This window comes from Ralstonia sp. ASV6, from assembly GCF_016429285.1.
Lineage (GTDB): Bacteria > Pseudomonadota > Gammaproteobacteria > Burkholderiales > Burkholderiaceae > Ralstonia > Ralstonia flaminis.
The window spans coordinates 1-25,012 of record NZ_JAELUI010000087.1 but is presented as its reverse complement, the minus strand read 5'-3'; the positions used below and the strand labels follow the sequence as shown (position 1 = coordinate 25,012).

23 protein-coding genes and 2 pseudogenes are annotated in these 25,012 nt (G+C 59.5%); 11 read left to right on the top strand and 14 right to left on the bottom strand.

Going from position 1 to position 25,012, the window contains the following annotated elements:
• Both JHD73_RS17575 and JHD73_RS17570 read right to left on the bottom strand, forming a co-directional pair.
• Positions 1-832, bottom strand: an 832-nt coding sequence (locus tag JHD73_RS17575) for a dihydrodipicolinate synthase family protein (RefSeq protein WP_199031549.1), incomplete at its 3' end; no start/stop codon positions are given.
• Between the two features lie 57 nt (positions 833-889).
• Positions 890-1,837: an alpha/beta hydrolase gene (locus JHD73_RS17570; RefSeq protein ID WP_199031548.1), complete on the bottom strand. Its 948-nt coding sequence runs from the start codon at positions 1,835-1,837 to the stop codon at positions 890-892.
• Positions 1,838-2,055: 218 nt separating this feature from the next.
• Here JHD73_RS17570 and JHD73_RS17565 point away from each other — a divergent pair, with 218 nt between their 5' ends.
• The 6 genes from JHD73_RS17565 to JHD73_RS17540 all read left to right on the top strand — a co-directional run bounded on the left by JHD73_RS17565 (position 2,056) and on the right by JHD73_RS17540 (position 8,022).
• Entirely contained in the window at positions 2,056-2,466 is a 411-nt protein-coding gene (locus tag JHD73_RS17565; protein WP_199031547.1) for a VOC family protein, read from the top strand.
• Positions 2,463-3,407: a 2-hydroxyacid dehydrogenase gene (locus JHD73_RS17560; RefSeq protein WP_199031546.1), complete on the top strand. Its 945-nt coding sequence runs from the start codon at positions 2,463-2,465 to the stop codon at positions 3,405-3,407. Before JHD73_RS17565 ends, JHD73_RS17560 begins: the two co-directional genes overlap by 4 nt.
• A gap of 68 nt (positions 3,408-3,475) precedes the next feature.
• On the top strand, positions 3,476-4,495 hold the full coding sequence (locus tag JHD73_RS17555; RefSeq protein WP_199031545.1) for a porin: 1,020 nt from the start codon (positions 3,476-3,478) through the stop codon (positions 4,493-4,495).
• 240 nt (positions 4,496-4,735) lie between these two features.
• Entirely contained in the window at positions 4,736-5,776 is a 1,041-nt protein-coding gene (locus JHD73_RS17550) for a porin (RefSeq protein WP_199031544.1), read from the top strand.
• A gap of 27 nt (positions 5,777-5,803) precedes the next feature.
• Positions 5,804-7,618 (top strand): hypothetical protein, encoded by a 1,815-nt coding sequence (locus tag JHD73_RS17545; protein ID WP_199031543.1) that lies wholly within the window; start codon positions 5,804-5,806, stop codon positions 7,616-7,618.
• 74 nt (positions 7,619-7,692) lie between these two features.
• Entirely contained in the window at positions 7,693-8,022 is a 330-nt protein-coding gene (locus tag JHD73_RS17540; protein ID WP_199031542.1) for a c-type cytochrome, read from the top strand.
• Here JHD73_RS17540 and JHD73_RS17535 read toward each other — a convergent pair whose 3' ends face one another.
• From JHD73_RS17535 to JHD73_RS17520, 4 genes are all read right to left on the bottom strand, one after another.
• Complete coding sequence (locus tag JHD73_RS17535; RefSeq protein WP_199031541.1) at positions 8,023-8,583, bottom strand: DNA-3-methyladenine glycosylase I; 561 nt, start codon at positions 8,581-8,583, stop codon at positions 8,023-8,025.
• Between the two features lie 16 nt (positions 8,584-8,599).
• Positions 8,600-9,571 carry a magnesium and cobalt transport protein CorA gene (locus tag JHD73_RS17530; protein ID WP_199031540.1) on the bottom strand — a complete coding sequence of 324 codons (972 nt, stop codon included), beginning with the start codon at positions 9,569-9,571 and terminating at the stop codon, positions 8,600-8,602.
• Positions 9,572-9,600: 29 nt separating this feature from the next.
• Complete coding sequence (locus tag JHD73_RS17525) at positions 9,601-10,086, bottom strand: MarR family winged helix-turn-helix transcriptional regulator (RefSeq protein WP_199031539.1); 486 nt, start codon at positions 10,084-10,086, stop codon at positions 9,601-9,603.
• Between the two features lie 70 nt (positions 10,087-10,156).
• Positions 10,157-11,749, bottom strand: a complete 1,593-nt coding sequence (locus JHD73_RS17520) for an MFS transporter (RefSeq protein ID WP_199031538.1) — start codon at positions 11,747-11,749, stop codon at positions 10,157-10,159.
• A gap of 262 nt (positions 11,750-12,011) precedes the next feature.
• Here JHD73_RS17520 and JHD73_RS29160 point away from each other — a divergent pair.
• A pseudogene (locus JHD73_RS29160) lies at positions 12,012-12,332 on the top strand (integrase core domain-containing protein); the annotation flags it as partial.
• A gap of 29 nt (positions 12,333-12,361) precedes the next feature.
• Here JHD73_RS29160 and JHD73_RS17515 read toward each other — a convergent pair.
• Positions 12,362-13,282 (bottom strand): LysR substrate-binding domain-containing protein, encoded by a 921-nt coding sequence (locus tag JHD73_RS17515; protein ID WP_199031537.1) that lies wholly within the window; start codon positions 13,280-13,282, stop codon positions 12,362-12,364.
• A gap of 100 nt (positions 13,283-13,382) precedes the next feature.
• On the opposite strand from JHD73_RS17515, the gene JHD73_RS17510 reads away from it, so the two are divergent.
• The 4 genes from JHD73_RS17510 to JHD73_RS17495 all read left to right on the top strand — a co-directional run bounded on the left by JHD73_RS17510 (position 13,383) and on the right by JHD73_RS17495 (position 16,846).
• Positions 13,383-14,381, top strand: a complete 999-nt coding sequence (locus JHD73_RS17510) for a PLP-dependent aspartate aminotransferase family protein (RefSeq protein WP_233177029.1) — start codon at positions 13,383-13,385, stop codon at positions 14,379-14,381.
• Between the two features lie 205 nt (positions 14,382-14,586).
• A complete protein-coding gene (locus tag JHD73_RS17505) occupies positions 14,587-15,426 on the top strand; it encodes a transporter substrate-binding domain-containing protein (RefSeq protein ID WP_199031536.1) in 840 nt (279 codons plus the stop codon).
• Between the two features lie 2 nt (positions 15,427-15,428).
• Positions 15,429-16,079: an amino acid ABC transporter permease gene (locus tag JHD73_RS17500; RefSeq protein ID WP_199031535.1), complete on the top strand. Its 651-nt coding sequence runs from the start codon at positions 15,429-15,431 to the stop codon at positions 16,077-16,079.
• Positions 16,076-16,846, top strand: coding sequence for an amino acid ABC transporter ATP-binding protein (locus JHD73_RS17495; protein WP_021193856.1), 771 nt, complete (start codon positions 16,076-16,078; stop codon positions 16,844-16,846). Before JHD73_RS17500 ends, JHD73_RS17495 begins: the two co-directional genes overlap by 4 nt.
• A gap of 475 nt (positions 16,847-17,321) precedes the next feature.
• On the opposite strand, the gene JHD73_RS17490 is transcribed toward JHD73_RS17495, so the two are convergent.
• The 7 genes and pseudogenes from JHD73_RS17490 to JHD73_RS29765 form a co-directional block, all read right to left on the bottom strand.
• Positions 17,322-17,996, bottom strand: coding sequence for a class I SAM-dependent methyltransferase (locus JHD73_RS17490; protein WP_199031534.1), 675 nt, complete (start codon positions 17,994-17,996; stop codon positions 17,322-17,324).
• 20 nt (positions 17,997-18,016) lie between these two features.
• Positions 18,017-18,748: a response regulator transcription factor gene (locus JHD73_RS17485; RefSeq protein WP_199031533.1), complete on the bottom strand. Its 732-nt coding sequence runs from the start codon at positions 18,746-18,748 to the stop codon at positions 18,017-18,019.
• Between the two features lie 653 nt (positions 18,749-19,401).
• The gene (locus tag JHD73_RS17480) at positions 19,402-20,559 is read right to left on the bottom strand and encodes a DUF2827 domain-containing protein (protein WP_199031532.1); all 1,158 of its coding nucleotides are present in this window, start codon (positions 20,557-20,559) and stop codon (positions 19,402-19,404) included.
• Positions 20,560-20,578: 19 nt separating this feature from the next.
• A complete protein-coding gene (locus tag JHD73_RS17475) occupies positions 20,579-21,697 on the bottom strand; it encodes a DUF2827 domain-containing protein (protein WP_233177028.1) in 1,119 nt (372 codons plus the stop codon).
• A 62-nt stretch (positions 21,698-21,759) separates the two neighbouring features.
• Entirely contained in the window at positions 21,760-22,875 is a 1,116-nt protein-coding gene (locus JHD73_RS17470; protein ID WP_199031530.1) for a DUF2827 domain-containing protein, read from the bottom strand.
• A 124-nt stretch (positions 22,876-22,999) separates the two neighbouring features.
• Positions 23,000-24,073 (bottom strand): YadA C-terminal domain-containing protein, encoded by a 1,074-nt coding sequence (locus tag JHD73_RS29155; protein WP_233177027.1) that lies wholly within the window; start codon positions 24,071-24,073, stop codon positions 23,000-23,002.
• Positions 24,074-24,286: 213 nt separating this feature from the next.
• A pseudogene (locus tag JHD73_RS29765) lies at positions 24,287-24,766 on the bottom strand (hemagglutinin); the annotation flags it as partial.
• Between the last annotated feature and the right edge of the window lie 246 nt (positions 24,767-25,012).

The window sequence follows — 25,012 nt, the reverse complement described above, 5'->3', positions numbered from 1 at the left end:
TCAAGGGCGGCCGCACGCGGCTCCAGCCGGCGTGCTGCATGTGATGCGCAACCACGGCCTTGAGCGCCGGAATCATCGGCAACGCCTGCGCGATCGTGCGCAACGCCGTCACCGTTGCCTCCCAGACTGCGCGGTCATCAGCCGTTGTGGCTGCCAGCAGGCGGGCAATCGCTTGCGGCTGCAAGTTGGCCGTGGCCGAGATGCAGCCCGCCGCGCCCAACGGCAGCGCCTTGCCCAGCAATGCCTCGGATGCCGGAAACACGGCAAACCCCGGAAAGCGCTTGAGCATCGCCTCGGTGTTCGCCCAATCGCCTGAGCTGTCCTTGATGCCGACCACCGTGTTCGGGTAAGCCGTAATCAACCGCTCGATCAGCGCGTGCGAAATCGGCACGCCCGTGAACTGCGGGATGTGATACAGCAGCACGCGCAGCGCATCCGACCCCACAGCCTGGATGACCTCGGAGTAGTACGCGAACAGCCCGTCGTCGCTCACGCCCTGGTAGTAGAACGGCGGCAACATGAGCACGCCCGCACAACGGCCGGCCACGGCGTGCCGGGTCAGTTCGATCGCTTCGGTCAGGGCGCAAGCGCCGGTGCCGGGCAGCAGTTGCGTGCGGTCAATATCGGAGGCCAACACGGCATCCAATAGGGCACGGCGCTCGGCTAGGCTCATTGAATTCGCCTCGCTGTTGGTGCCGAACACAGCCAGGCCCGCGCCCTGTCCGATCAACCAGCGACAGAACGCGACAAAGCGCGGCGTATCGACGCTCAGGTCAGAACGGAATGGCGTGACGACGGGCACGAACACGCGCGGCTTGCCAAATGCGGACATGCGGATCTCCTGTTTTCTTTTGCTTGCTGGATGAACGATGAGCAGAACGGCAAGCCGTCAGGCGCGGAAGAAATCGAGCATCGCGTTGCCAAGCAGCGTCTCACCGGAATCGAAGTGCGCGACCACCGAGGTGTGGTTGTGCCGGAGCATCTGCACGAAGCGCGGCGCCCGCGCTGGGCGCCCTGTGCGCTGACGTGCCTGGGCCACCCGCTCGAAGAACGCCGCGCCATAGGCGTCGAGATACGGGTTCTCGTGCTCGGCCACGACCACCATCAGCGGTACGTCGATGTGCCCTGCGTACGTGAGTGGTGAGCGCAGCGCATACAGCGAAGCGTCATCCCCGAAATACGCGCGCACACCGGCGGCGTTCGGGTTGTCAGGCAGGACGTCGGCAACCACGCGCGCGCTGATCAGTACCGCGCCCGCCACCGGTGTGCTGCGCTGTGCGGCCAATGCCGGATCGGCGAGATACGTGGCGACATGCGCGCCGCCCGCCGAATGACCCACCAAGAAGATCCGCTGCGGATTGCCGCCCAGTGCGACGGCATGCGTGCGCACCCAATCGAGCGCGGCAGCCACGTCTTCCGCCCCAGCGGGATATGGCGCTTCCGGAGCCAGCCGGTACTCCACGTTGACGGCCACGCACCCTTGCCGCGCAAACCAGCGCGACACGTTGTCGTAGATCAGCCCGTTGAAACTCTTGCTGCCGCGCAGGAACGCGCCGCCGTGCACGAACACCACCACATCGGCCTGTCCGGCCTCGCGTGTTGCGGTGTGGACGAACACATCCAGACGCTGGCGTTCGTGCGGCCCATAGGCCACGTCACGCAGGACTTCACACCCGTCGGCTGCGTCATTGGCCGCGGCCGCCACTAGCGGGGTGTACGCATTGATCACCAGATCGCGATGCGCATTGATATCGCGCCCCCAGACGGCACCGATCTGCGCAAAGCGTTGCCTCAGCTCGGCGGAAAGATTGCCGAGCGGTTCCTGCAAAACCAGCATCTACAGCCTCCTGCATAGCGCCCGAAAACAAGGTCCGAGAAGAAGCGCACCGGCTCCAACTCCATCAGACGGCGACTGGAAGCTATTCTGGTATATAAATTCATTCTTGTGTATACACAATGTATAAGTAGTATACCTAGTGAAGACTTCGGGGAACTTGCGTCAAAGTCGTGACCACCTTCCATCACGGCACATGCCGCCACGCTTCGAGGACATTCATGGACAAACTCCGCCACATCGCGCTTTCAGTTGAGGACCCGGAAGCCGCTGCTCAATTCTTTGAGAAAGCCTTCGGCATGCGCCGCGCCGGCAACGCCATGCGCGGCATCTATATGACGGACGGCACGATGAACGTCGCGCTGCTCAACTTCAAGGACGAGACCGTGCCCGGGTACGCGGGCCTGAAGGACGTGCGTGGCGTGATCCACTTCGGCATGTGGGTCGACAACGTTGAGGAGACCGCCGCGCGCGTCGTCGCGGCAGGCGGTACCTACCTGACCGGGCGCCACGAAAAAGACCCGAACGTGTTCTACGAGGTGAAGTACCGCATGCCCGACGGCACGGTCTTCGACATTACGGAGAACGGCTGGAAAGGCGCAGTGAAAGAAGTCGCGCCCACGCAGTCATGAGCACCTTGGCACCGGCCGCGGTGCTCGCGCTGATTGCGCTGCCGGAATCGACGCTCCAAGCGCTGCGCAAACAGTACACGCTGCACCACTACTCCGACGGTATGCCGCACGATGTGCCGGACGCCACCACGATCCGCGCGGTTGTAACCAACGGCTCGACGGGGCTGTCCGATGCGCAGATGGCCCAACTGCCTGCGCTGGAGGTCGTCTGTGCGTTTGGTGCAGGCTATGAGAACGTCGACGTGGCTGCAGCAGCGCGGCGCGGCATTGTCGTGACGCATGCGCCGGGCACCAATGCCGACACCGTTGCCGACCATGCATTCGGCATGCTGCTGGCGCTGGCGCGTGGTTATGCACCGCTCACTGCCGCCGTGCAGCAAGGCCGGTGGCAGCAGTCACGCCAAGCCAGGCCGACGTTGACGGGCGCCGCGCTCGGTATCGTCGGCATGGGCCGCATCGGGCGGCTGATTGCTGCTCGCGCGCAAGGTTTTGCGATGACGATCGGGTACCACGGCCGGCGCGCGCAGAACGATGCACCGGGCCACTACTACGCCAGTGCAGAAGCGCTGGCTGCCGCGAGCGATTTCCTGGTCGTCGCGTGCAACGGTGGCCCGGAAACGCGTCATCTGATCGATCGCCCGGTCCTGCAGGCACTTGGTCCGTCGGGCTACGTCGTCAACGTGTCGCGTGGCTCGGTGTTGGATACCAACGCGCTGCTCGATGCGCTGGATGCCGGGGAAATTGCCGGCGCCGGGCTCGACGTTATCGAGAACGAGCCCGATGTGCCGGCCGCACTGTTCCATCACCGCGATGTCCTGGTCACGCCGCACATGGCTGGCCGCTCACCGGCATCGTGGCTGGCGCAGCGGGATGTGCTGCTCGCCAGCCTGTCGCAGCACTTCTCACGCGCTCGCGTGGAACTCGCCATCCCCGCTGTCTGAAACCCGCCGGCGCGGCCAGCGCAGGTTGTGCCGCGCCTTCCTACCCACTCCCAACCCGGGGGATCTTCATGCACGTTCGCTCGTTGCCGACGCTGGCCCTTTGCGTGGCCAGCCTGTCGGTGTCGCACTGCGCCTGGGCGCAGACCTCTGTCACGCTATACGGCCTGGTGGGGCTCGATATGGCGAGTTCCAAACGCAGCGGTGGGCCGCCTGCCACGCTGATGCAGCAGGCCCCCGGGCTGACTGCACCCTACTGGGGCATCAAGACCACCGAAGACCTGGGCGGCGGCACCCGCGCCGTCGCCGTGTTGGAGAGCTTCTTCCAGCCAGACACCGGCGGCACGGGCCGCACATCGGCTGATCCGTTCTGGGGCCGCAACAGCTACGTCGGCCTGGAAGGCGACTTGGGCAAGCTGACCTTTGGACGGCATACCAACCTGATGTATCTCGGCGAACAAGCCGTCAATCCGTTCCAGGCGTCGATCCTGTTCTCGCCGCTGGTGATGCAGACGTTCGTCGCCTCATACGGCGGCGCCATTGCGGGCGATACGGTATGGAACGACGGCATTCAGTACAGCAGCCCCACCCTGAACGGTCTGAAGGCCACCGCCGTGTATGCGCCGGGCGGCATGGCGGGGGCATCTGGCGTTTACAACGCGGCCGCGTCGTTGCATTACACGGCGGGCCCATTTACCGCCGTCGCAACCGTGCAACGCAACCGTGTCGTTGCAGGGGCGGCAGCGCCCAGCCAAGACGCCTACCTTGCCGGGGCAACCTATGACTTTGCCTGGCTGAAGCTGTATGGCGCAGTACAGGGCACACGCACAAATACAACAGGCATTGGTTCGCACACCTACCAGGCAGGGCTTTCCGTGCCGCTGACCGCACAGCTGTCGCTGCTGGGGGAATGGGCGTACACGCGCCGCACTGCGCCACGCAACGTCGCCAGCGCCCGCAATACCGGCGCAGCGGGGCTCGATTACGCCCTCTCCAAGCGCACGGATGTTTATGTGGTCACGGTCTACGACCGCCAGAGCGGCTACGGCACGGCCATGACCTATGCCATCGGTATCCGGCACCTGTTCTGACGCGCCATGGCTATTCGGGTCAACCCGCTATAACCAAACCGTCGTTTTGTATAAAAAAATAGTGCTCTTAATTCAAATACTTCTCTACGTATAATTTTTTGCGTCTGTGTATACACAACGACGTAGAGACAGATAGGAAGGGCCGTTCAGCCCGGCCATGTGAGCGAAGAGCAGGCAGCACGATCTGCCGCTGCGTGTGCCGCCCTCCCTGCAGTAAATACACAAAAACTCGGAGACCCAATGAAAAGGAACCTCATCGCCGCCGGCGCCTTGCTGTGCGTGTGCGCCTCTGCGCAGGCTGACTCGCGTGTCTGGCTGTCTGGCTACGTCGATCTGAACATCTCGCACCTCATCTCTTCCGGCAACGGCACCGTGACGCGCATGTCCAGCGGCGGGCTGAACAACTCACGCTTCAACATCAGCGGTGTGGAGGATCTGGGCGACGGCAACCGTGCCGTATTCACGATCGAGCCGATGTTCACGGCCGACGACGGCAAGCAGGCCACGCAGTTCCGCCAATCCTTCGTGGGTCTCAGGAGCGACACGTATGGGGAAATCACGCTCGGCCGCCAGTTCACGCCGTCGTACTGGATTGCCGGCTATGCCGACCCGAGCTGGGCGGCCGACTTCAGCATGGTCAACAACATGGAGTTCTTCTACGCGTCGTACCGCGTGGACAACGCCATCCAGTACAAGACGCCCACCTTCTATAACTTCACCGGTCGCGTCATGTATGCCACCGGGGCCGAAGACACCACGCGCGCCGGGCGCTTCCTGAGCACGAGCCTGGAGTACCGCAACGGCCCGATCTTCCTGGGTGCCGTGAGCGAACTGCAATACACGCGCGATATCTTCAACAGCTCGCGCATCAACTCGTCGCGCGACAACTATTTCTCGGCCGTCTACAAGATCGGCGGCTTCGAGCCCACGGCCATCTTCCACACGTACAACGGCTACTACGCTTACCCGCCGTACGTTGCATTCAGCTCGCGTGGCTGGGATGCGCAGCTCGGCGCGCGCTGGAACATCGACGGCCGCAACCGCCTCTACGCAAGCGCCGTGTACCGTCACGACGACAACAACACGAAGGTCTCCAACGCTGTGGGCTTCGTCGCTGGTTACATCTACGGATTGTCCAAGCGCACGGACCTGTACGCGACCGTCGCGCACATCAAGCTGAAGAACAACGTGTCGATTCCATACCCGGTGACGTGGCAGGCCTACCCCAACGCTGGCCAAAGCCCGACCGGCTTCCAGATTGGCATCCGCCACGCATTCTGATCCGTCTTCATTCCAAGGAGGAACCCCATGCTTCGCTCGCGACATCCGCGTCTGAAAACCGCCCTGACCCAGGGCGCGACGCTCGCGTTCATTCTCGCCACGGCATCGTCGATGGCGACGGCATCCGGCCCGGCCCCCACGGGCGAGGCGGCAGCCAGCCAGGCACCCGCGGCAGCACCTTCGGGCACGCCCGGCACACCCAACGTCAAAGACCCGTACCTGGCCGGCTGGCTGCGCCTGACGCCCGACCGCAAACCCGTGCCGCTCAAGGCCGGTGTCGACTACGGCATGGACCCGGCCACCGGCAAGTTCATCTGGCCGAAGGCCACGCCCGAAGTGCATGAGGGCAAGCGTTTTCCCGGTGAGATGACCTCGTGGGACAAGAAGAGCTACGCCAAGAACGTCAAGGTGATCGCGTTCTATCCGGGCGTCGATTCGCCCTTCCATGCGTGGAACAACATCGCCGACTTCCAGGGCCGCCGCTACCTGTACATCCACGACCGCGACTACCTGCGCATCATGGACGTGACGGACCCGGCCAACGGCAAGGTCGTGTTCTCCAAGGGCGGCGTGTGGGGCCCGAAGGGTTCGACCGAAAAATACGATCCGAACACCGTGCAGGACTACCTGGGCGGCGCCACCATTGCGTGGAGCAAGAAGCTCGGCAAACCGGTGCTCGTCGCCTCGTTCGAGATCGGCCGCTATGGCCTGATGACCGAGAAGATCGATCAGCCGGACAAGGTGGCCGCCCAGCGCAACTACAACTCGCTCAAGGGCTTCAAGGTATTCGAGATGGACGGCCCGCTGCCGGACCAGTGGAAGCTGATCGCCACCCGTACCACCGACTACCAGCACCCCGATGCGCCGATCGGCCAGCAGCAGGGCTCGGGCTCGCTGGATGCGCCTGAGTATTACGGCGGCAAGTACATGATCCTGTCTTCCGCGCCGGACGACAGCTATGCGCTGACCGAGTACCCGAACTATCTGTACTCGCCGGGCTACCAGGTGTGGGACATGTCCGACCCGGCTGATCCGAAGTTCGTCTCGCAGATTGCCGTGCCGGGCCAGATCCTGGGCAACCCCGAGCACGAGCAGGCCTACCTGATGAACCCGCGCGCCGGCAACCGCACGTCGTGGATGGGCTCGCGCAACCCGATCTTCCTGCCCAAGCCGCTGGAAGCCGGCGGCAAGATCGGCTTTGGTGCAATGGGCGGTCTGGGCATCTATTCGTTTGACCTGTCCGACCCGGCCAAGCCGAAGGTGCTGAGCAACGCGAACACGCCGCCGAGCTTTGCCGGCACGGAATACGACAACGCCGACGTGAGCCAGTACGCGCGCACCGGCTACGTGTTCACCAACGGCTACCCGATGAACCGCGATTGCTATGAGCCCTACAAGGACATCTTTGTGGTCGATGCGCGTGATCCGAAGCACCTGAAGATCGCCACCAAACTGCCGGAGCCGGAGATTCCGCCGGGTGCGCCGTTCACCAGCTTCTGCCAGCGCGGCGGCAACTACGGCCCGAAGCGTGCTAACGCCATCGGCCAGCCGGGTGGCTGGAAGCAAGGCATCGTGCCGTACTCGTTCTACAACGCGGGCGTGCAGATCTACGACGTGAAAGACCCGGCGCATCCGTCCATTGCCGGCTACTTCATCCCCGCGCTGGCTGACGAGACGCAACTGCCGTCGTACACGCTGGGCAAGGGTGTGTTTGCGATCTACACCGAGTACGACCGCAACATCATCTGGGCCTTTACGGAAGATGGTGCCTACGCCCTGTCGACGCCGCTGCTGGGTGAGCCTGTGATGGGCGCACCTGCCAAAGCCTGGCCGCATCGCTGATCCGCATGTAGCCAAACCGGCGCCCGACTGCGCAGTCTTGCAGCGGGCGCCCGCACCAGAACCGAAGCAGAATCATGACGTTGATGAAATCGGCAGTGCTCTCCCTATTGGCGGCGTTGTCCGGCATGCTGGTTGTGCCCGGACACGCCGCGTCTTCTTCCAGCGAAGAGACCTGCCGCGCGTGCCACACGATGGACACGACCAAAGTCGGCCCGCCGTTCCGCTCGATTGCCGAGCGCTATAAAAACGATCCGGACGCCATTGCCAAGCTCAAGCAGAGCATGCTGAAAGGCAGCAGCGGCAAATGGGGCGCAGGCACCATGCCGCCCAACTCGATCACCCCGGAAGAAGCCGACCGGTTCGCGCATTGGGTCATGCAGCTCAAACCGGTTGCTGCCAAGTAGTTACTTGGCCTTGCCGGCGCGAAAGCAACCGGCTTCGTGGTCATCGACCATGCCGGTGGCCTGCATGAAGGCGTAGCAGATGGTGGGGCCAACAAACTTGAAACCGCGCTTCACCAGCGCTTTGCTCATCGCCTTGGAGGCATCGGTAGCGGCGGGGGCATCGCGGTAGCTGTCCCAGCGGTTGACGATGGTCTTGCCATCGACGAACGCCCACAGAAACGCATCGAGCGAACCCAATTCTTCCTGCAACTCCAGCACTTTACGTGCGTTGATGACGGCGCCTTCCACCTTGGCGCGATTGCGCACAATGCCGGGGTCGGCCAGCAGCTTTTCAATGCAGGCCGGCGTGAAACGCGCCACGCGTGCCGCATCAAACCCCTCGAACACCTCTTGGTAGCGCGCCCGCTTGCGCAAAATGGTTTGCCATGACAGCCCGGCCTGCGCCCCCTCCAGAATGAGCATCTCGTAGAGATGGCGGTCATCGTGCGAGGGCACACCCCACTCGGTGTCGTGGTACTCGATCATCAGCGGGTCTTCGTTGACCCAGCAGCAGCGCGCCATCCCGTCTCTCCTAGACCTAGATCCAACCCGACTTGCGCAGCTTGCGATACAGCCACACGCAAGCGGTGGCCGTGCACGCCAGCACGATGGGATACCCAGCCGGATGTTCCAGCTCCGGCATGCTCTTGAAGTTCATGCCGTAGTTGCTGAACACCACGGTTGGAATGGCAAGAATAGCGCCCCACCCTGCCAGGCGCTTCACGATATCGTTTTGCGTGACGGATACCAGCGCCACATTCACGGAGATGGCCGTGGTCAGCATTTCGCGAATCACGTCGAGCGCGCCCACCACGCGGTGTGCATGGTCGGCAATATCGCGGAAGTACGCACGCAGCTCCTTGGGCACCACGTCTTCGTGCAGACGCACGAGCTGGCCGGCAATGTCCTCCACCGGCAGGGCTGCGCCGCGCAGGCGCAAGAGCTGACGCTTGAGCGTGTAGAGCCGCTCGATGGCCGCACGGTCAAACGTGTCGCCAAAGATCTGGCTTTCGATGTGCTCGAACTCCTCCTGCATGCGCTCAAGCACGGGCTGGTAGTTGTCGACCACGAAGTCCATCACCGCATACAACGCAAACGGTGCACCCTTAGCCAGCAGTTGCGGCGTGCGCTCGCAACGCTCGCGCACGGGCGAATAGGAGGCGGACGGCCCGTGCCGCACAGAGACGAGAAAATCCTTGCCGACAAACACGTGCGTCTCGCCAAAAACGACGTTGCCGCCTTCCATCTGGGCGGTGTTCAGCACGATGAAGAGCGTGTCGCCATACACCTCCAGCTTGGGGCGCTGGTGGGCGTTGCGTGCATCTTCAATGGCCAGGTCGTGCAGGGCAAATTCTTCCTGCAATTGGTTGAGCATGGCGTTGTCCGGCTCATGCAGGCCAAGCCAGACAAAGGAGCCAGGGGTGTGCAGGACGTCGCTGATGTCTTCGACCGAGAGGTCGCGTTCGCGCTTGCCGTTGCGGTACAGCGCGCTATTGATCACCATGGGCATGGCGTGTCTCCGGGCGCATTCCAAACGCGTTAGCGTTCTTCGGGCTGATCGGCGTTCTTGGTGTCTGCCTCGCTCGACAGCATGGGCACCTCGGCAAGGCGTGTTTCGATCTGCGCCAGCGCTTCGGACAGCGCGTGGACGAGATCATCGGGCAGCCCATCCAGCGTGGCATTGATGAAGGCGATACGGCGCGGCATGCATTCGAGCACGACGGCCAGGCCGGCATCGGAGAGCGACACGTTGGTCAAGCGGTTGTCGCGTGCGTCGGTGGTGCGCTCGATCCAGCCGAGCTGGTCGAGCACCTTGAGCTGGCGGGTGAGCGCACCGGGATCCATCTGCAGACGCTCGGCAAGCTGCTTCTGGGCGAGGCCGCCGCCCGTCTGGTCGTGCAACGCCAGCAGAATGCGCCAACGCGGCATGGGCTGGCCGACATGGGCCTCGAAGGCAGCCATGAATGCACGGTAGGTGCGGCCAAACTGGTGCATGACGGCGAAGCGTTCGCGTTCAGAGGTCATCGATCAGGCATGAAATTGCAGGAATGCGCGCATCGTAACCGCTAAGTGGCACGAACTGGGCACAAACACCTTATTCCGTGTGTTGTACGGGCTCCACGTGATGCAGCACCACCGGCGGCACACGGCGCACACGCCACAGGCCAATGGCTGCCACGACTGTTGCGGCGATCAGGCCAATATGGATCGCCCCCACCAGCACGTGCCGGGCCGCTTCGAGCAGCGCGGCGCCATCGTGGCCCGCGGCGTGCATCTGCGTGAGCAAAGCGGTTTGCGCGTCGTGGTCGATCAGGATTTCCGGGTCAGCAAGCTTGTGCAGCCATTGGGTTGCGTTGTCTGCGCGCAGGGCGTCGCCCACGCCGGAGGCATAGCGCTCGCTCACCATCGTGCCGACCAGCGCCGTGCCCACCATGCCGCCCACCATGCGCAGTGACTGCAGCAGCGCCGTGGCAATGCCCAGGTGCGCGCGGCCAGCCGTCTGCTGGGCAAACACGGTCAGGTTGGGCAGCACGAAACCAAGCCCCAGGCCAGCCAGCAACATCAACCCGGCCAGCGCCACATGCGGCATTGCCCTGGACGACGCCGCCATGCCGGCCAGCGCCAGCGTGAACAGCGCAAACCCGGCATACAGCATGGCGTTCGGATTAGGGATGCGCGTAACGATGCGCCCATTGATGATGCTCCCCAGCGTGATACACACCACCAGCGGCGTGATGACCAGCCCCGCCTCCTGCGGCGACATGCCGAAACCACCCTGGAACAGCAGCGGCGCATAGAACAGCACCGCAAACATGGAGAAGCCAGACAGCATGGCCAATACAAACAGCGTGGCCAGCGCCGGATTACGCAGCATGTCGAACGGCAGCAGCGGTTGTTCGGCGCGCTGCTCCCACCACCACAAGCCCACGAACGCCGCTACCGACAGCACCAGCCAGCCCACCAACGGTAGCGACAGGCCCTGGCGCGGCAGCAATTCCACAAAAAACTGCAGCGCCCCCAGCGCTGCCGTAATCAACACCGCGCCCTGCCAGTCCAGGCGAATGCGCCCGGTGTGCACGTTCTGGCGCAGGTGCGGCAAAAATCGCCACGCAAACCATAGGCTCAGCACACCAAACGGAATGTTCACGTAGAACACCGAGCGCCAGCCGAACGCCTGCGTCATCCAGCCGCCCAGCGTCGGGCCGATGGCGTTGGCGATACCGAACGAGGCACTCAGCATCACCTGCCAGCGCAAACGTACGCGCGCATCGGGAAACAGGTCGGGAATGCACGCGTAAGCCGTACCGACCAGCATGCCGCCGCCAATGCCCTGCAGCGCGCGCGACCACACCAGAAAGCTCATGCTGCCCGCCATGCCGCACATGATGGAGGCCAGCGTGAACACCACGATGGATGCAATCACAAACGGCTTGCGGCCGTAGAAGTCTCCCAGCCGGCCGAAGATCGGCACCGTCACCACGGAGGTCAGGAGATACGACGTTGCCACCCACGCATACAGCTCAAAGCCCTTGAGCTCCGCTACCACCGTCGGAAGTGCCGTACCGACCACAGTCTGGTCCAGCGCCACCAGCACGACAACAAAGCAGATGCCGATCATCGCCAGCAGCGACTCTTTGAACGGCAAGACTTGGGTATGGGAATGCGGTAGCGCAGTGTGGACGGCCATGGTGGGGAGATCGACAAGACAAATGATACATCAATGATTGATGCGTCAATTATTAGTGTAACGGAATCTCGTGGGGCTTGCTGGTGCTGATCGGTAAAAATAAAGTCTGTCGGGTAAAAATAAAGTCTGTCGGGTAAAAATAAAGTCTGTCGAGGTGCCGCACAGCGCACTCCCTTTCAGAGGACGGAAGGCTTGACCAGCAAAGCTTCGAAGCCATTCTTACCGCTATGCGGACCAACCGATAGCTTCTGCGGCTGTCGCCTACCCGGACAAACTGTGCCTGGACAACGGCCAGGAGTTCATCGGGCTGGCGCTGGCCGAATGAGCCGCACGTAGGGGATAGCGCTGGACTTCATCGAACCGGATCGCCCGATGCAGAATGCATCGCACACCTCAAAGGCAGCTATCGACGCGATGTGCTCGATATGCACGCCCCCACACGCTCGGCGAGGTACGTGAGCACACCGAGCAATGGTTAGACGATTGCAATCAAGAGATTCCATATAACAGCCTCGGCAGGCTTACACTCACCGAACTCCGCATTCACAACAACCTGGCGACCTCACGTTTGGCTTGGCACTGATTTGCGGGGAGCCGACAAGCCTCACATATTCACGAATCCTGGCGGCTTCTTAGTTTGAGCGCCTTTTGGTCACGTTCGAGCTGCATTCTCATGTGTCGCATGAATAGCCTCACGGTCTCAGCGTGGGGGGTGCCGGGGCGAAACACGAGTACCCCCGTGAACATCACCTCGACGTCAATCGGCTTCACGACGAGTCCCCGCTCTGCGAAGTCCAACGTCACGAGAGGATGAGCGATTCCTATGCCAACCCCTGCGAGCGCCAGTTCGCATACTGTGTGCGAATACGGCGTTTCGACGACCGTCTTGAGGCGAATTCCGCGCGCCGTAAGCTGCGTGTCCAGGCGCAGCCTGGTGCTGTCTTCGGGATTCAGCGCGATGAAGGGGAATTCGGGCAAATCTGCGACGGCGATGAAAGGACGCGTAGCCAAAGGGTGATGTCGGTTCATTACTGCTACAGCCTGCATCCGTAAGAATAGCGAGTGCTCCAGGCCGGCCATCGACATCTCGTCGGACATCAGGCCGAAATCCACCTGCCCTGCCAAAACCTTTTCATGTACTTCGCGTGAGCTCATTACTTGCAGCGATATTTGTACGTGTCTGGACGAAGCATCAAACGCTGCGATGACGCGAGGCAGAAAGCCTGTACCTAGTGCTGGCAGGCAGGCGATAGCCATCCGCCCTAATCCGTAAGACCGCAGACTACGGATTCGATGCTCGATGACCTCGAAGCCACGGAAATACTGGTCCACCTCTCGCATCAGAGCGACAGCCTCTTGGGTCGGAACGAGCCGGCTACGCACCCTCTCGAACAAGTCGAAGTCCGCCATGGCCTCCAGACGCCTGATGGCTTGACTCACAGCCGGTTGCGAGATGCCGAGCAAGGCTGCCGCTTTGCTCGTGCTACCCGCATTCATGACCGCCCTGAACACTTCGATATCCCTGATTCTCATAACCGCAGCTTATTGACTTAATTATCCTCGATGTTGACCTAGGCTCGAGCGAAAGTAAACTGAAGTCGTCGATACAACACCAGCAATCACCGAGAGCACGATGACAAGTCAAATCCACAATGCGCCGCAGCCGTTCCGCAGCCTGTCCCCAGCCGTCGTGCGGGCATCCACCGTCGTATTCGACTCTCTGGCCGACTTTACGCACCGTAAGGAGCGTCAACCGGACGGCTACAGCTATGGCATCACCGGAACACCAACGGCTCGCCAACTGGAGCATCGCATCGCCGAACTCGAAGGCGGTGCGCATTGCGTGGTGACCCCTTCAGGCCAGTCCGCGCTGATGACGACCGTCATGGGATTCGTGCGCGGTGGCGATCACCTGCTTGTGTCCGCTGCCTGCTATGGCGCACTAAAGACGTTCGCGCATAACTGGCTGGCGCACTTCAACGTCGACGTCGAAATGTATCCGCCCGCAATCGGAGCTGAGATTGATAACTACATCAAGCCCAACACTCGCATGATCTGCATGGAGTCACCGGGCACGGTGACGATGGAAATGCCCGACACCCCGGCGATCGTCGAGATCGCAAAGCATCACGGTGTGTTGACGATGATGGACAACACGTGGGGAAGTCCGCTGGCTTTCAAGCCCCTGGAGCACGGTGTGGACTTCAGCATCGAAGCCGCGACGAAATTCTTCGGCGGCCATTCTGATCTGCTTATGGGCAGCATCAGCATGAATGACGCCGACTACTACGCAACATTGCGCGAGACCCAGAGCACTCTCGGCCAGCAGACCAGTCCAGACGATTGCTTCCTTGTAATGCGCGGTCTGGAAACGTTGAAGGTGCGCTTCGCAGCCCAAAGCGCCGCGGCGCTTCAAATTGCGAGAGAACTCGAACGCCACCCGGAAGTGAACAAGGTGTTGTTCCCGGCGCTACCGTCCGACGCCGGCCACGCCATTTGGAGGCGGGACTTTTCGAGCAGCGGCTGTCTCTTCTCTTTGATTCTCCAACCCGGACCGGAGGCCGCGTTCACTGCATTTTTTGATGCGCTCCAGCATTTCGCCATCGGTGCGAGCTGGGGGGGGGGTGCATAGCCTCGCTGCCTACTATCCGGCCCCACTGCAGGCCGAGCGTGCATTCCCGTTGACCGACCGGCCGATCGTGCGCCTTTCAATTGGGTTGGAGGACCCAACGATGCTACTTGAAGACCTGTTTACCGGTCTGGACGCATTCAAACAAAGCCGGGCAGCCGGCACCTAGTATTTTCCCGTTCAACTGACTGTGATTTGTGAGTACGACATGAAAACAATCGATAAATGGAGACACGCCCTCACGACAGCGAGTTTCGTGGCGTTCTGGGCAACGTTCAGTTTTGCCGCTACTGCGCAGGCGGCAGACCTGCTTGCTCAAGCGAAAGCGAACGGCACATTGCGGGTGGCCAACACTCAGAGCAGTCCACCGTGGAGCATGCTTGACGAAAGCAACAATCCGGTCGGCTATGACGTCGCGATTGCAAAGGAAGTGGGCAAGCGCATTGGCGTGCCGAATGTAATATTCGTCGCCGATTCGTTCAAGAACTTCGTAGAAGGGTTGAAGACGGGCAAGTACGACCTCGTAATGAACGATCTCACACCTACGCCTGAACGCGAACAACAGGTTGATTTCGGCGATCCATACGGCGTGGAGGATTTCCGCATTTTTGTATCTGCCAGCAATACGGACATCAAGGGAAAAGACACGCTTACAGGTAAGCGAGTGGGCGTAGTCACAGGCTCCAGCAATGAAATATGGGCACGCGCACACCTGAGTAACTCGGCTATCCGCTCCTACGATAATGGGGGACTCGTCTTTAACGATCTGGGCAGTGGCCGGATCGACGCGGTGATTATTTCTCACTTCGGTGGCATGAAGTACGCCAACGTCAATCACTTACCGGTGAAGGAGGTGGGCGAACCCTTGATCTACCAGCTATCCGCACCTGCAATGGTGAAGGGGCAACCGGCCTTGCGCGCGGCAGTCAATAAGGCGATCGCGGAAATGATGGCTGACGGGACGATTCGGGACATTGCGAAGAAGTGGGTCGGACGCGACTACGACATGCCAGGAACGATCGCCAAAGCAAAGGCGCAAAAGGAGTAGTCATGATTGAACTCTTCATGCGCTCGCTGCCGCTGTTGCAAAGCGCGGTGCTGATGACGATCTTCCTCGGCTTAACGTCATTCGTTCTTGGCTCGACGCTTGGGTTGTTCGTTGCGCTGGCCCGTATCTCGAGCATCGGTGTACTGCGCGCACTCGCATTCGCATACGTTTCGATCTTCCGCGGCACACCGTTGCTCGTACAGATACTGCTTATCTATTTCGGCTTGCCCCGATATGGCCTAACACTTGACCCGGTTCCCGCCGCACTTCTCGCGCTATCGCTGTTCGCGGCAGCATATCTGAGCGAAAACTTCCGCTCGGGCATCAACGCAGTGGACAAAGGTCAATGGGAAGCCGCAATGTCGCTGGGCATGGGATATTGGAAAGCCATGTCGCGAGTTATCCTCCCTCAGGGGCTGCGCATCGCCATTCCGCCCGTCGGCAGCCGATTGATTGCACTAATCAAAGACACATCGCTTGCTTCAACCATCACCGTAGTAGAGCTAACCCGCGTGGCCGATCAGGTTGGCGCGTCCACCTTCCGCTACATGGAAATATTCCTGATGGTCGGCCTTATCTACTGGGGCATCAACCAGATTCTCACGATAGTCCAGACGATCCTCGAGAATCGCTTGTCGAGGCGCTTTGTATGAATACGAGTATCAGGACAATTGAAGTTCAAGGGCTTTCGAAGGCTTTCGGCGACAACCAGGTCTTGCGCGGTGTCGACTTCAGCGTATCGAAGGGCGAAGTGGTTGTGGTGATGGGCCCATCTGGGTCGGGCAAGACCACGCTGCTACGCTCGCTGAATTTCCTCGAAATGCCGGATGCGGGAACCGTAACTGTGTGCGGCATTGATGTCGAATGCGCAGGCTCTTCGAAGCCCTCGCTTGAGCATAAGAGGAAGATTCGCGCGATCCGCCAGCGCACGGCAATGGTATTCCAGTCATTCAACCTCTTTCCGCACAGAACTGCACTGGAAAATGTGATGGAGGGTCCGATCAGCGTCAAGGGCGTTCCTCATGCGCAGGCATCCGAGCGTGCTATGCACCTGCTGACACAGGTTGGCCTGGCAGCAAAGGCCAACGAATATCCAGGACGGCTATCCGGAGGTCAGAAGCAGCGAGTAGCGATCGCACGCGCGCTCGCGATGGATCCGGAAGTCATACTCTTCGACGAGCCTACGTCCGCCCTCGATCCAGCGCTACGTGAGGATGTCCTGAACGTAATGCGTGATGTCGCAAAACTAGGCATGACAATGCTAATTGTCACGCACGAAGTGCGATTCGCCCGAGATGTTGCGGACCGAGTCGTTTTCATGGACGGCGGTGTGGTCGCTGAAGATACAACGCCGCAAGCCTTCTTTAGTGACGGCAGCAGTCCACGCGTGAGGCAGTTCCTTCATTTGATCGACACCTGATCGCTGAGTAATACGCCGCGGCGAATCGTGCCTCACGGTACGACCGGTTGCGCAGTGTTTCTGTCCAGATGCGCTGCGCGATCACTGAGCAGTTGACCTGCTTAATTCGCATCCCGGAAACCGTGGCTCAACCAGCGCTCACGGGTACTCATGTACCGAGCCGGCCTGCGGGCTGACGATTCTAATGTCACAAGGTTTACGCATTTAATACGCCCCAAGTCATGCGTGAGCTCAACTCCGGCAACGTGTACTTCGAGCATAGCAACCAGCAAGACAGTCAGCGCAAGCGCCAAGCATCATGGTACGAATCCCGCAAGGAACCGCCTCGCCACATCGAGTGCTTCGGCGTCCCAGTCGACTGCATGGTTACCGCCCTTACAGTTGAAGAGCGAACCAATCCCCCTCGCCGATGCACGAAATCTTGACTTCCTGACGCGACCAACTCTGACGTGGGGTGATGCAGAAAGAAAAGGCGTCATCGCGCAGATAGCGTTGCCCTCACCGCTGCCATGTCCCATACCGCCATCGTCTTGACGCCGCCCGACATGGCCCAGTGATCACCATCCTTCACTGCCGCAGCGGGAGGTGGAAACGAGTACGGCGGCAGTTCGAAGTGAATCGGACGATACTCGAAATTAACCCCTGCTTTCGCACGATCTAATTCGATGTTTTGTCCGTTCGGATAGCGGGCCGCATTCAGATCATGCGTCATGCACAGATACCGGATACTGCTTCGCGCAATATTGTGCAGCGCCTCAAACACCAGTGCATTGTCGAAATGGATGAAACAGTCCCGCACAAAGATCATGTCAGCCGATGGCAAAGCATCAGCAACAATATCCAGCTCGATAAAGCGGCGGCTTGCCGAACCATGCCGCTCCTGATTGGCAACCACGATCTGCGGAACAATATCACCGCCGATGTATTCCACGTTCTCAAGATCGATCGCCTGCATCCAGTGGAAATCGCCGCACGGCACATCTAGCAGGCATCGCACGCCATGCGTGCGCAGCAAGATCGGCAACTTTTCCACTAGGTCGCTGGTCCACCCCAGCTCCGAGCCCTCACCGGATCGACTCTGAGCACTCCCCCACAGATTCTTTTGATAGACATCTGAAAAAAAGTCGGCACGCGCCTTTTGCATGTTCATGATCTTCAATAAAGGGGGATCTAGATGGCAGCCAGTGCACTCCGCAGAGGATCTTCTCCGCCTTCACTCACCCTGACTAGGCGAAACCCGTGAGAGTAGACATTGATCAATCGTACGCCGTTCTCTTGCCTTACCCCCAACTTCATTCTCACTCGCGATACATGCGTGTCCAGTGTTCTCGAATCCGGCCCGATCACGCGTCCCCAAACCGCCTTCTCAATTGCATCCCGCGGCACGAGTTGCCCAATATTTTTGAACAAGTACATCGCTACATCAAACTCACGAGGCGCCAGCCCGACGTCCTTACCATGCAGCATTGCGGTCTTCGTTCGCACATCAAGACTGAACGGATCAATGTGAAGGACTGCGCTTTCAAATCGCGATGAAGGATAGGACCGCCGCATCAACGCGCTGATTCTTGCCACAAGCTCATTCGCCTTTATCGGTTTCGCTACGTAGTCATCGGCTCCCGCATTCAATGCCCCAACCACGAATGACTCCGAAACATAGGACGTCAGAAAAATGATTGGCGCGCTTGAACCAACCGTATTTCGTATCCACTGAACCAACTCCTGCCCATCAATATCAGGTAGATTTTTATCTAATATAAAAAGATCAAATATCTGACTTCTGAGTGCACGAATAATTGAAACACCATCTCCGAAACTTTCGCACTCATAGCCAGCTGATTCAACAATTTTTTTTATCAAATCTGCCTGCACAGCATCATCTTCAACAGAAGCAACTCTCATATTTCATATCGGATTAGTGGCACTCTAAAAAATCAGCAACACCCGGGAGGCAAGATGAAAAACCGTTAATTAATTATCCTCTTCTGGTACAATTCTGTGGCCGATCATTTCAAGTGTCACACTCCGATTCTTCGGAAACCAAAGGCATGCTTGGCTATCCGTGACCATCGATAGATCGCCGACCATGGCAGGGTATCGAACTGAAGATTATTAGATCAAAAAACAATCGTTACGCCGGACAGCACTGGAGTCTCGTTCAAAAGCGGACGCACATGTCTCCCGCTCAACGGACCGGACAACGCAAAGGCGGTCGGCAAAATGCCTACATATAGAGTTCGTTGGGTAAGCGAAAGCGAGCGCACTTACGGTGCAAATAACGATTAACCTAAGGTGCAATTTGAATCCCCCCGGCTAACCGATAAGCTCAAACAAAGATGTCTATTCGCTGATATGCATTGACCGCTTTAGCTTCGCCACAACGCAGATCTCTTGGCTTGGAGTACCGGAGCGGTGACCCTTTGGAATGCGTCGTGGAACGCTATGACCCTCCGTTAGATGGAATCTTGTGAGGGCAGGTCAGACTCGGTTTCATCTTCAGGCTCCGCCAATCGGCGGGAAATCCAATCTGCCTCCGTTGATCACTTTCCCTGCCTCTATATGGTCTGATAGAGCACTGAGATCGCTTCCGTGTAGGCGGCAACATTCTTTGGATTATCGATACTCACAGCATCAAGAACATGCGCCGCCTCTTCGCGATAGGCATCAAGGTTGTCATCATGTTTTGAGAACGCATCCAACAATGCCCTGCCCCCCTCCTGACAATCGAAGTCAGGATAGAAATAGCCTGCCTTGCCAAGATATGGTGAGTTATGGATCAGGGGGTAGCCTCCATATAGCAGCTCGTAGTAGAGGTAATTTTGTGCGTTCTCCCACGTGTGGGAGACCACCGCATCACCATGTGCCGCCATGAACTCATAGACCGCAAACCGCCCTTCGAACGTCGTCAATCCGTGCGTGACAATGTCCAGACTTCTGGCGAAATGCACAAACGTCGGGTGATCCTTCATGTGGAGCGTGTTGCACACCCGCACGTATTCGAGAAAGTCTGGCCGAGTGCGATACGCTTCCTCAGTGATCAGCATTGGAATGATGCTGGTCTTCACCATACAGATATTTGGTTCGAACATCGCGACTCGCCAACGCGGATTGCCAGGCTGATAGCCGAACGACAGGCCAGCGCCCAGAGTGGCCCGAGCTCGATCGAACAACATTGGATGCCATAGATGCGGCAGGATCTTCACGGGCGAGCGCAACCCTGTTTGGTAGTAGTGCAGACAGGAATGCTCGAATTCCGGGATCGTCCATACGCCATCGTACGTCGCACCAGAGAACAGGAACCCCGATGGCTTATTGAAGATGGCGCGCTCAATATCAATAACATAGTCATTGCCCACGCGCATCGTCACAACTTTCCCGCCGCGCCGTCGGAAGGCCGTGATCCAATCAACGCTGAACTGCGCACTCATCTCAATGACCAGATCGCAGCGTTGCATAGCTTCGTCTTGCGTCAGCAACGGAACACTCCACTCATCGAGCATCATCCTCGGGTCTGCCGCCCCACCGCCACCCCCACTCACCATCACGGCCTCGGCCACAACCGGCGATTGGCGCAGCAAGAGGATCAGCAGCAGGCAGTTCTGAAAGATGCCGTTCTCCCACAACGACTGGCCCGTGCCTCGCACAAACAACGAGACACCAACCACCAGACGCTTGTTGCCATTGATCACGTCATGAGATTTCGATATCGACATACGTCCTCTCTACAAGAGATTAGGCGAGAAGACGCGTAACGAACGCGTCGAGGTTTGAAGGACGGTCGATCGCGACGGATCTCAGCAACGCGTTGGCTTTCGCCCGATAGTGATCAAGCTGCGCGTCGTGCATCTGCCAAGCATTCAGGAGGGCCCGACCGCCCGCTTCAGAATCAAAGTCCGGGTAGTAGTACCCGGCATCGCCAAGCATCGTAGAGTTGTGGATGAGCGGATAGCCGCCATACAGCACGTCGTAGTACAGATAGTTCTGTGCGTTTTCCCAGTGGTGCGAAACAACGGCATCCGCGTGCTGCGCCAGGAAACCCGGCAATTCAAGCCGCTGCTCGAACGTTGCCTTGTGTTTCCGGACGAGGTTCAAGCTATTTGCGAAGTACAAAAAGGTTGGATGCTCCTTCAAGTGCAACGCGTTGACGACGAAAAGATGCTCAACTGCATCCGGCTTTGCGCGGAAGAACTCCTCACAGACCAGCATCGGATAGTGGCAAGTCTTCGCAACCGAAATGTTCGGCTCCAGCGTTGACAAGCGCCATTGCCCACGTCCAGGTCGATAACCGAACGCGATGCCCTCGTTGGCAAGTTGCGCAATGCGCCGCTCCAGAAAGTACGGAGACCAGATGTGCGGCATCAGATAGACAGGTGCGCGCGTCAGCGTCTGCAGCAACGCTTTCGAGGTTTTCTCATACTCTGCCAATGTCCAGATCTCATCGAATGGGCCGCCATTGAATATGTGCCCAGACGGTTTGCCGAACATCGGGGTTTCGCACAACGCCGCATACATGTGCCCCGCAAAGAACGCGATCAGTTTCTTGCCCAGCGCCTTCATCTGCTTGAGCCACTCAACCGGCAACTGTGCACCCATCTCGATTACGACGTCGAGTTCGTGCGTGACATCACGCGGATTGACCAGCGGCACATTGAGCCCAGCAAGATCCAACCCAGCCGGTAACGACTGCGCATCGCCTCCGTTGAGGAAATAGAGTTGGCCAACCCGGTCCGATCGACTCAACATCATGGCCAGAAAGGCGATGTTCTGATGGATCCCGTTTTCCCAGATACTCTGGCCTTCACGCGCAAACAGCGAGATGCCAACTCGAAGCCTATCGTTATCTTTTTGCATTGAACACATCCTTCACCTGCTCCGCAAACCATCTCGCGCAAAACCCATCTCGCGCAAAACCGCTAACGGAACAGGTTGTCTATCAGCGCGTCGTACCTGGACACAAGCGCCGGACTCTCGCACGTGAATCGAAGTAGAGATTGCCGCTGTCGCCGCATGTAGCCCTCCCAGTCTTCGTCGTGATGCCGCAGCGCGAGCGTGAGTTGCTCCGCGGCGTTCTGCACGTCGTTGCCTGGGTAGTAGTAGCCGATGTCCTGGGCAAGACTCGCGTTGTGTACGAGGGGATATCCTTGCCAGCACACGTCAAAATAGAAATAGTTGAGCGGGTTCTCCCACTGGTGGGATACCACCACGTCGGTCAGCTCCGACAGAAACGCCGGCGTTTCAAAGCGACCGACAAAGCTGGCTTTGCCGGCACGAACCATCTCCAGTTGGTTCATCAGCATCACAAACTCAGGACTCGCACGCGCAAGATGGTCAGCATTCGTTACGTGCGTGAACGCAATCAACCCTGGGTTACGACGATAAACCTCGTCGATAATCAGCATCGGATACAGGCAGCACTTCACGACATTGTGATTGGGCTCCATCACACTCAGCCGTTTCCCGCTCTTTCCGCTTGGCCGGTACTCCCCATGCAGCGGAAATACGCTAGCGCGCTCCTCCAGGAACATGGGATCCCACACAAACGGAACGATGCGCCCCGGACAACGCCGTAGCGACTGCAGGAATGGCAGTGATGACTTGGCGACCTGAGGAATCGCCCAGATCTCGTCATACCCTCTGTTGACGAACAACGTGTCCCACATCCGACGGCCGAACAGCACCGACTCGGTGACATGGATGTATTCAAAACCGCACACGTAGCTGATGATCTTGACGCCGCGCGCTTTCAAGTAAGCGGTTTGCTCAGCATCAATCTGGCCGCCGAGTTCGATCAGAACATCAAGATCATCTTTGGCCTCCACAAAGGGGCGTGTATCAAACTCGCTCAGGCGCCATGGCAGGGCACTTGTCACCGGCACATCAGTCGTATTGAGCAGCGTTACCCGATGACCCCGGTCAGACTTCATCAACACTTTTGCGAGGAACAGGGCGTTCTGCTTGATGCCGTTGACCCATAGACTCTCGTTCGGCTCACGAAGGCCGATGGTGATTCCAATACGCAGTCCGTTCATGTTCACTCACACCAAGAAAAGGGCACACGATCGGGAGCCGCCAAACGCTGCAGGCTCCCGGTCATATGCAATGTGGACCACTGGCCATAACCACTGATCTAGCAAGGCTTCAAAGCATGGGGCATTACCATGAGTACCCCACGCCTCCATTGACCATCGTGCGTCCGGATGTTGTGGCACTCACCCCCAGCCTGACAATCGTGTTTTGTGTCACGCGCGCACTCCCTCCAATTGCCAGTGCGGTATAGCCTCCATAGCTCCCAAAGCCCGCACCAATCTGAGCCGTCTTACCTGGCTCCACCTGCGGCAGGCCCGCCAGCGCACCGGCCATTGCAACCCCCGAATAGGCTTGCTTGGCAACAGTATTGACGCTTTGCTGGACGCTTTGAAGCTGAGACACGTTGACTGCATCCGTTGGGTTGACGCCAGGTGCAACATTGGTGATACGACGCTCTGCGCCCGGCGCCCCTACCGATACGGTGTTGTCCTGGTCCGCCACCGAGCCCGCCCCCAATGCAACCGCGTTGTTTGCAGGTGCCGATGCGTTGGCCCCGATGGAAACTGAGTTGTTGCCGGACGTTGTCGCGTTGTAGCCGATGGCGACGGTCGGATCTCCGGTCGCCTGGGCGTTGTAACCAATGGCGACGGCACCGTCCTGGGAAGCAGCGGCGCGGAAGCCGATGGCAGTCGCATTCGCGGCCGTGGCTCGCGCATTTGAACCGTAAGCTGTCGCACCGTTTTGCGTTGCATGTGCGCACACCCCGTTCGCCGTCGAATCGACGCCGTTGGCAGTCGTACAAGAAGCCGATACCTGGGTGACCGTTGTCCCAGAAGTCCCTTGTGTGAGGAGCGCACCGCCAGGCGCAGTACCGCCAACCGCACCTGGCGCCCCCGTCCCTGAAGCCGAGCCATTCACTGAAATCACCGTGGTTGACAGTGACGTCACCTGACTGTTCGTTGCCCCCAGGCTGGTCGACAACGAAGTGATCTCGCCTCTCAAGGAAGTCGACAGGCTGTACAGCTGACTGCCGTTGACCGCCTGTGTACTGCTGGCAGTCACTGCTCCGGCCGCAACATTGGTGAGAAGAACAGGGGTGGTTGCTCCGACCCCACCAAGGGTGACGCTGTTATGCGATGCATTGTCATACATCACAGCGTTCCCAAGGCCGGTCGAGATCACTGTCGACAGCGACGTCAAGTTGTTATTCGTGGTGCTCAGACCCGTGCTCAGCGACGCGACGTTGCTGTTGGTCGTACTCAGACCCGTGCTCAGCGATGCGACGTTGCTGTTAGTCGTACTCAGACCCGTGCTCAGCGATGCGACGTTGCTGTTCGTCGTGCTCAAGCCAGTAGACAGCGAGTTCACCCCGCTTTGCGCCGTGCTGATCCCCGTCGATGCTGACGTCGACAGCGAAGACAGCTGGCTGCCGTTGATCGCATCCGTACTCGTCGCGTTCACCGCACCCGCTGCCACGTTCGTCAGTGTCACCGGCGCGCTGGCGCCAACACCACCCAGCGTCACCTTGGTGTGCGTGCTGTCGTCGTACTGCACAGCGTTGGCAACGCTCGTGGACAGCGAACTGATCCCAGTCGACGCCGAGGTCGACAGCGATGTCAGCGCGGTGTTGGTTGTGCTCAGGCCTGTGGAGAGCGAGTTCACTCCACTTTGCGCCGTGCTGATGCCCGTCGACGCCGAGGTCGACAGCGACGTCACCGTGCTGTTCGTCGTGCTCAAGCCTGTCGACAACGATGCAACGTTGCTGTTTGTCGCGCTCAAGCCAGTGGACAGCGAATTCACCCCACTCTGTGCCGTGCTGATCCCCGTCGACGCTGACGTCGACAGCGAAGACAGCTGGCTGCCGTTGATCGCATCCGTGCTCGTCGCGTTCACCGCGCCCGCTGCCACGTTCGTCAGTGTCACCGGCGCGCTGGCGCCAACACCACCCAGCGTCACCTTGGCGTGCGTGCTGTCGTCGTACTGCACGGCATTCGCGAGTCCGGCCGAAACTACCGTCGACAACGATGTGACATTGCTGTTCGTCGCGCTCAAGCCAGTGGACAGCGAGTTCACCCCACTTTGCGCCGTGCTGATGCCCGTCGACGCTGACGTCGACAGCGAAGACAGCTGGCTGCCGTT

Coding starts and splice junctions, on each gene's coding strand:
- JHD73_RS17565 (WP_199031547.1), top strand. CDS start 2,056: ATGGACAAACTCCGCCACATCGCGCTTTCAGTTGAGGACCCGGAAGCC.
- JHD73_RS17500 (WP_199031535.1), top strand. CDS start 15,429: ATGATTGAACTCTTCATGCGCTCGCTGCCGCTGTTGCAAAGCGCGGTG.
- JHD73_RS17470 (WP_199031530.1), bottom strand. CDS start 22,875: ATGAACGGACTGCGTATTGGAATCACCATCGGCCTTCGTGAGCCGAAC.
- JHD73_RS17515 (WP_199031537.1), bottom strand. CDS start 13,282: ATGAGAATCAGGGATATCGAAGTGTTCAGGGCGGTCATGAATGCGGGT.
- JHD73_RS17490 (WP_199031534.1), bottom strand. CDS start 17,996: ATGAACATGCAAAAGGCGCGTGCCGACTTTTTTTCAGATGTCTATCAA.
- JHD73_RS17475 (WP_233177028.1), bottom strand. CDS start 21,697: ATGCAAAAAGATAACGATAGGCTTCGAGTTGGCATCTCGCTGTTTGCG.
- JHD73_RS17545 (WP_199031543.1), top strand. CDS start 5,804: ATGCTTCGCTCGCGACATCCGCGTCTGAAAACCGCCCTGACCCAGGGC.
- JHD73_RS17525 (WP_199031539.1), bottom strand. CDS start 10,086: ATGACCTCTGAACGCGAACGCTTCGCCGTCATGCACCAGTTTGGCCGC.
- JHD73_RS17535 (WP_199031541.1), bottom strand. CDS start 8,583: ATGGCGCGCTGCTGCTGGGTCAACGAAGACCCGCTGATGATCGAGTAC.
- JHD73_RS17555 (WP_199031545.1), top strand. CDS start 3,476: ATGCACGTTCGCTCGTTGCCGACGCTGGCCCTTTGCGTGGCCAGCCTG.
- JHD73_RS17510 (WP_233177029.1), top strand. CDS start 13,383: ATGACAAGTCAAATCCACAATGCGCCGCAGCCGTTCCGCAGCCTGTCC.
- JHD73_RS17540 (WP_199031542.1), top strand. CDS start 7,693: ATGACGTTGATGAAATCGGCAGTGCTCTCCCTATTGGCGGCGTTGTCC.
- JHD73_RS17505 (WP_199031536.1), top strand. CDS start 14,587: ATGAAAACAATCGATAAATGGAGACACGCCCTCACGACAGCGAGTTTC.
- JHD73_RS17495 (WP_021193856.1), top strand. CDS start 16,076: ATGAATACGAGTATCAGGACAATTGAAGTTCAAGGGCTTTCGAAGGCT.
- JHD73_RS17485 (WP_199031533.1), bottom strand. CDS start 18,748: ATGAGAGTTGCTTCTGTTGAAGATGATGCTGTGCAGGCAGATTTGATA.
- JHD73_RS17480 (WP_199031532.1), bottom strand. CDS start 20,559: ATGTCGATATCGAAATCTCATGACGTGATCAATGGCAACAAGCGTCTG.
- JHD73_RS17550 (WP_199031544.1), top strand. CDS start 4,736: ATGAAAAGGAACCTCATCGCCGCCGGCGCCTTGCTGTGCGTGTGCGCC.
- JHD73_RS17570 (WP_199031548.1), bottom strand. CDS start 1,837: ATGCTGGTTTTGCAGGAACCGCTCGGCAATCTTTCCGCCGAGCTGAGG.
- JHD73_RS17520 (WP_199031538.1), bottom strand. CDS start 11,749: ATGGCCGTCCACACTGCGCTACCGCATTCCCATACCCAAGTCTTGCCG.
- JHD73_RS17530 (WP_199031540.1), bottom strand. CDS start 9,571: ATGCCCATGGTGATCAATAGCGCGCTGTACCGCAACGGCAAGCGCGAA.
- JHD73_RS17560 (WP_199031546.1), top strand. CDS start 2,463: ATGAGCACCTTGGCACCGGCCGCGGTGCTCGCGCTGATTGCGCTGCCG.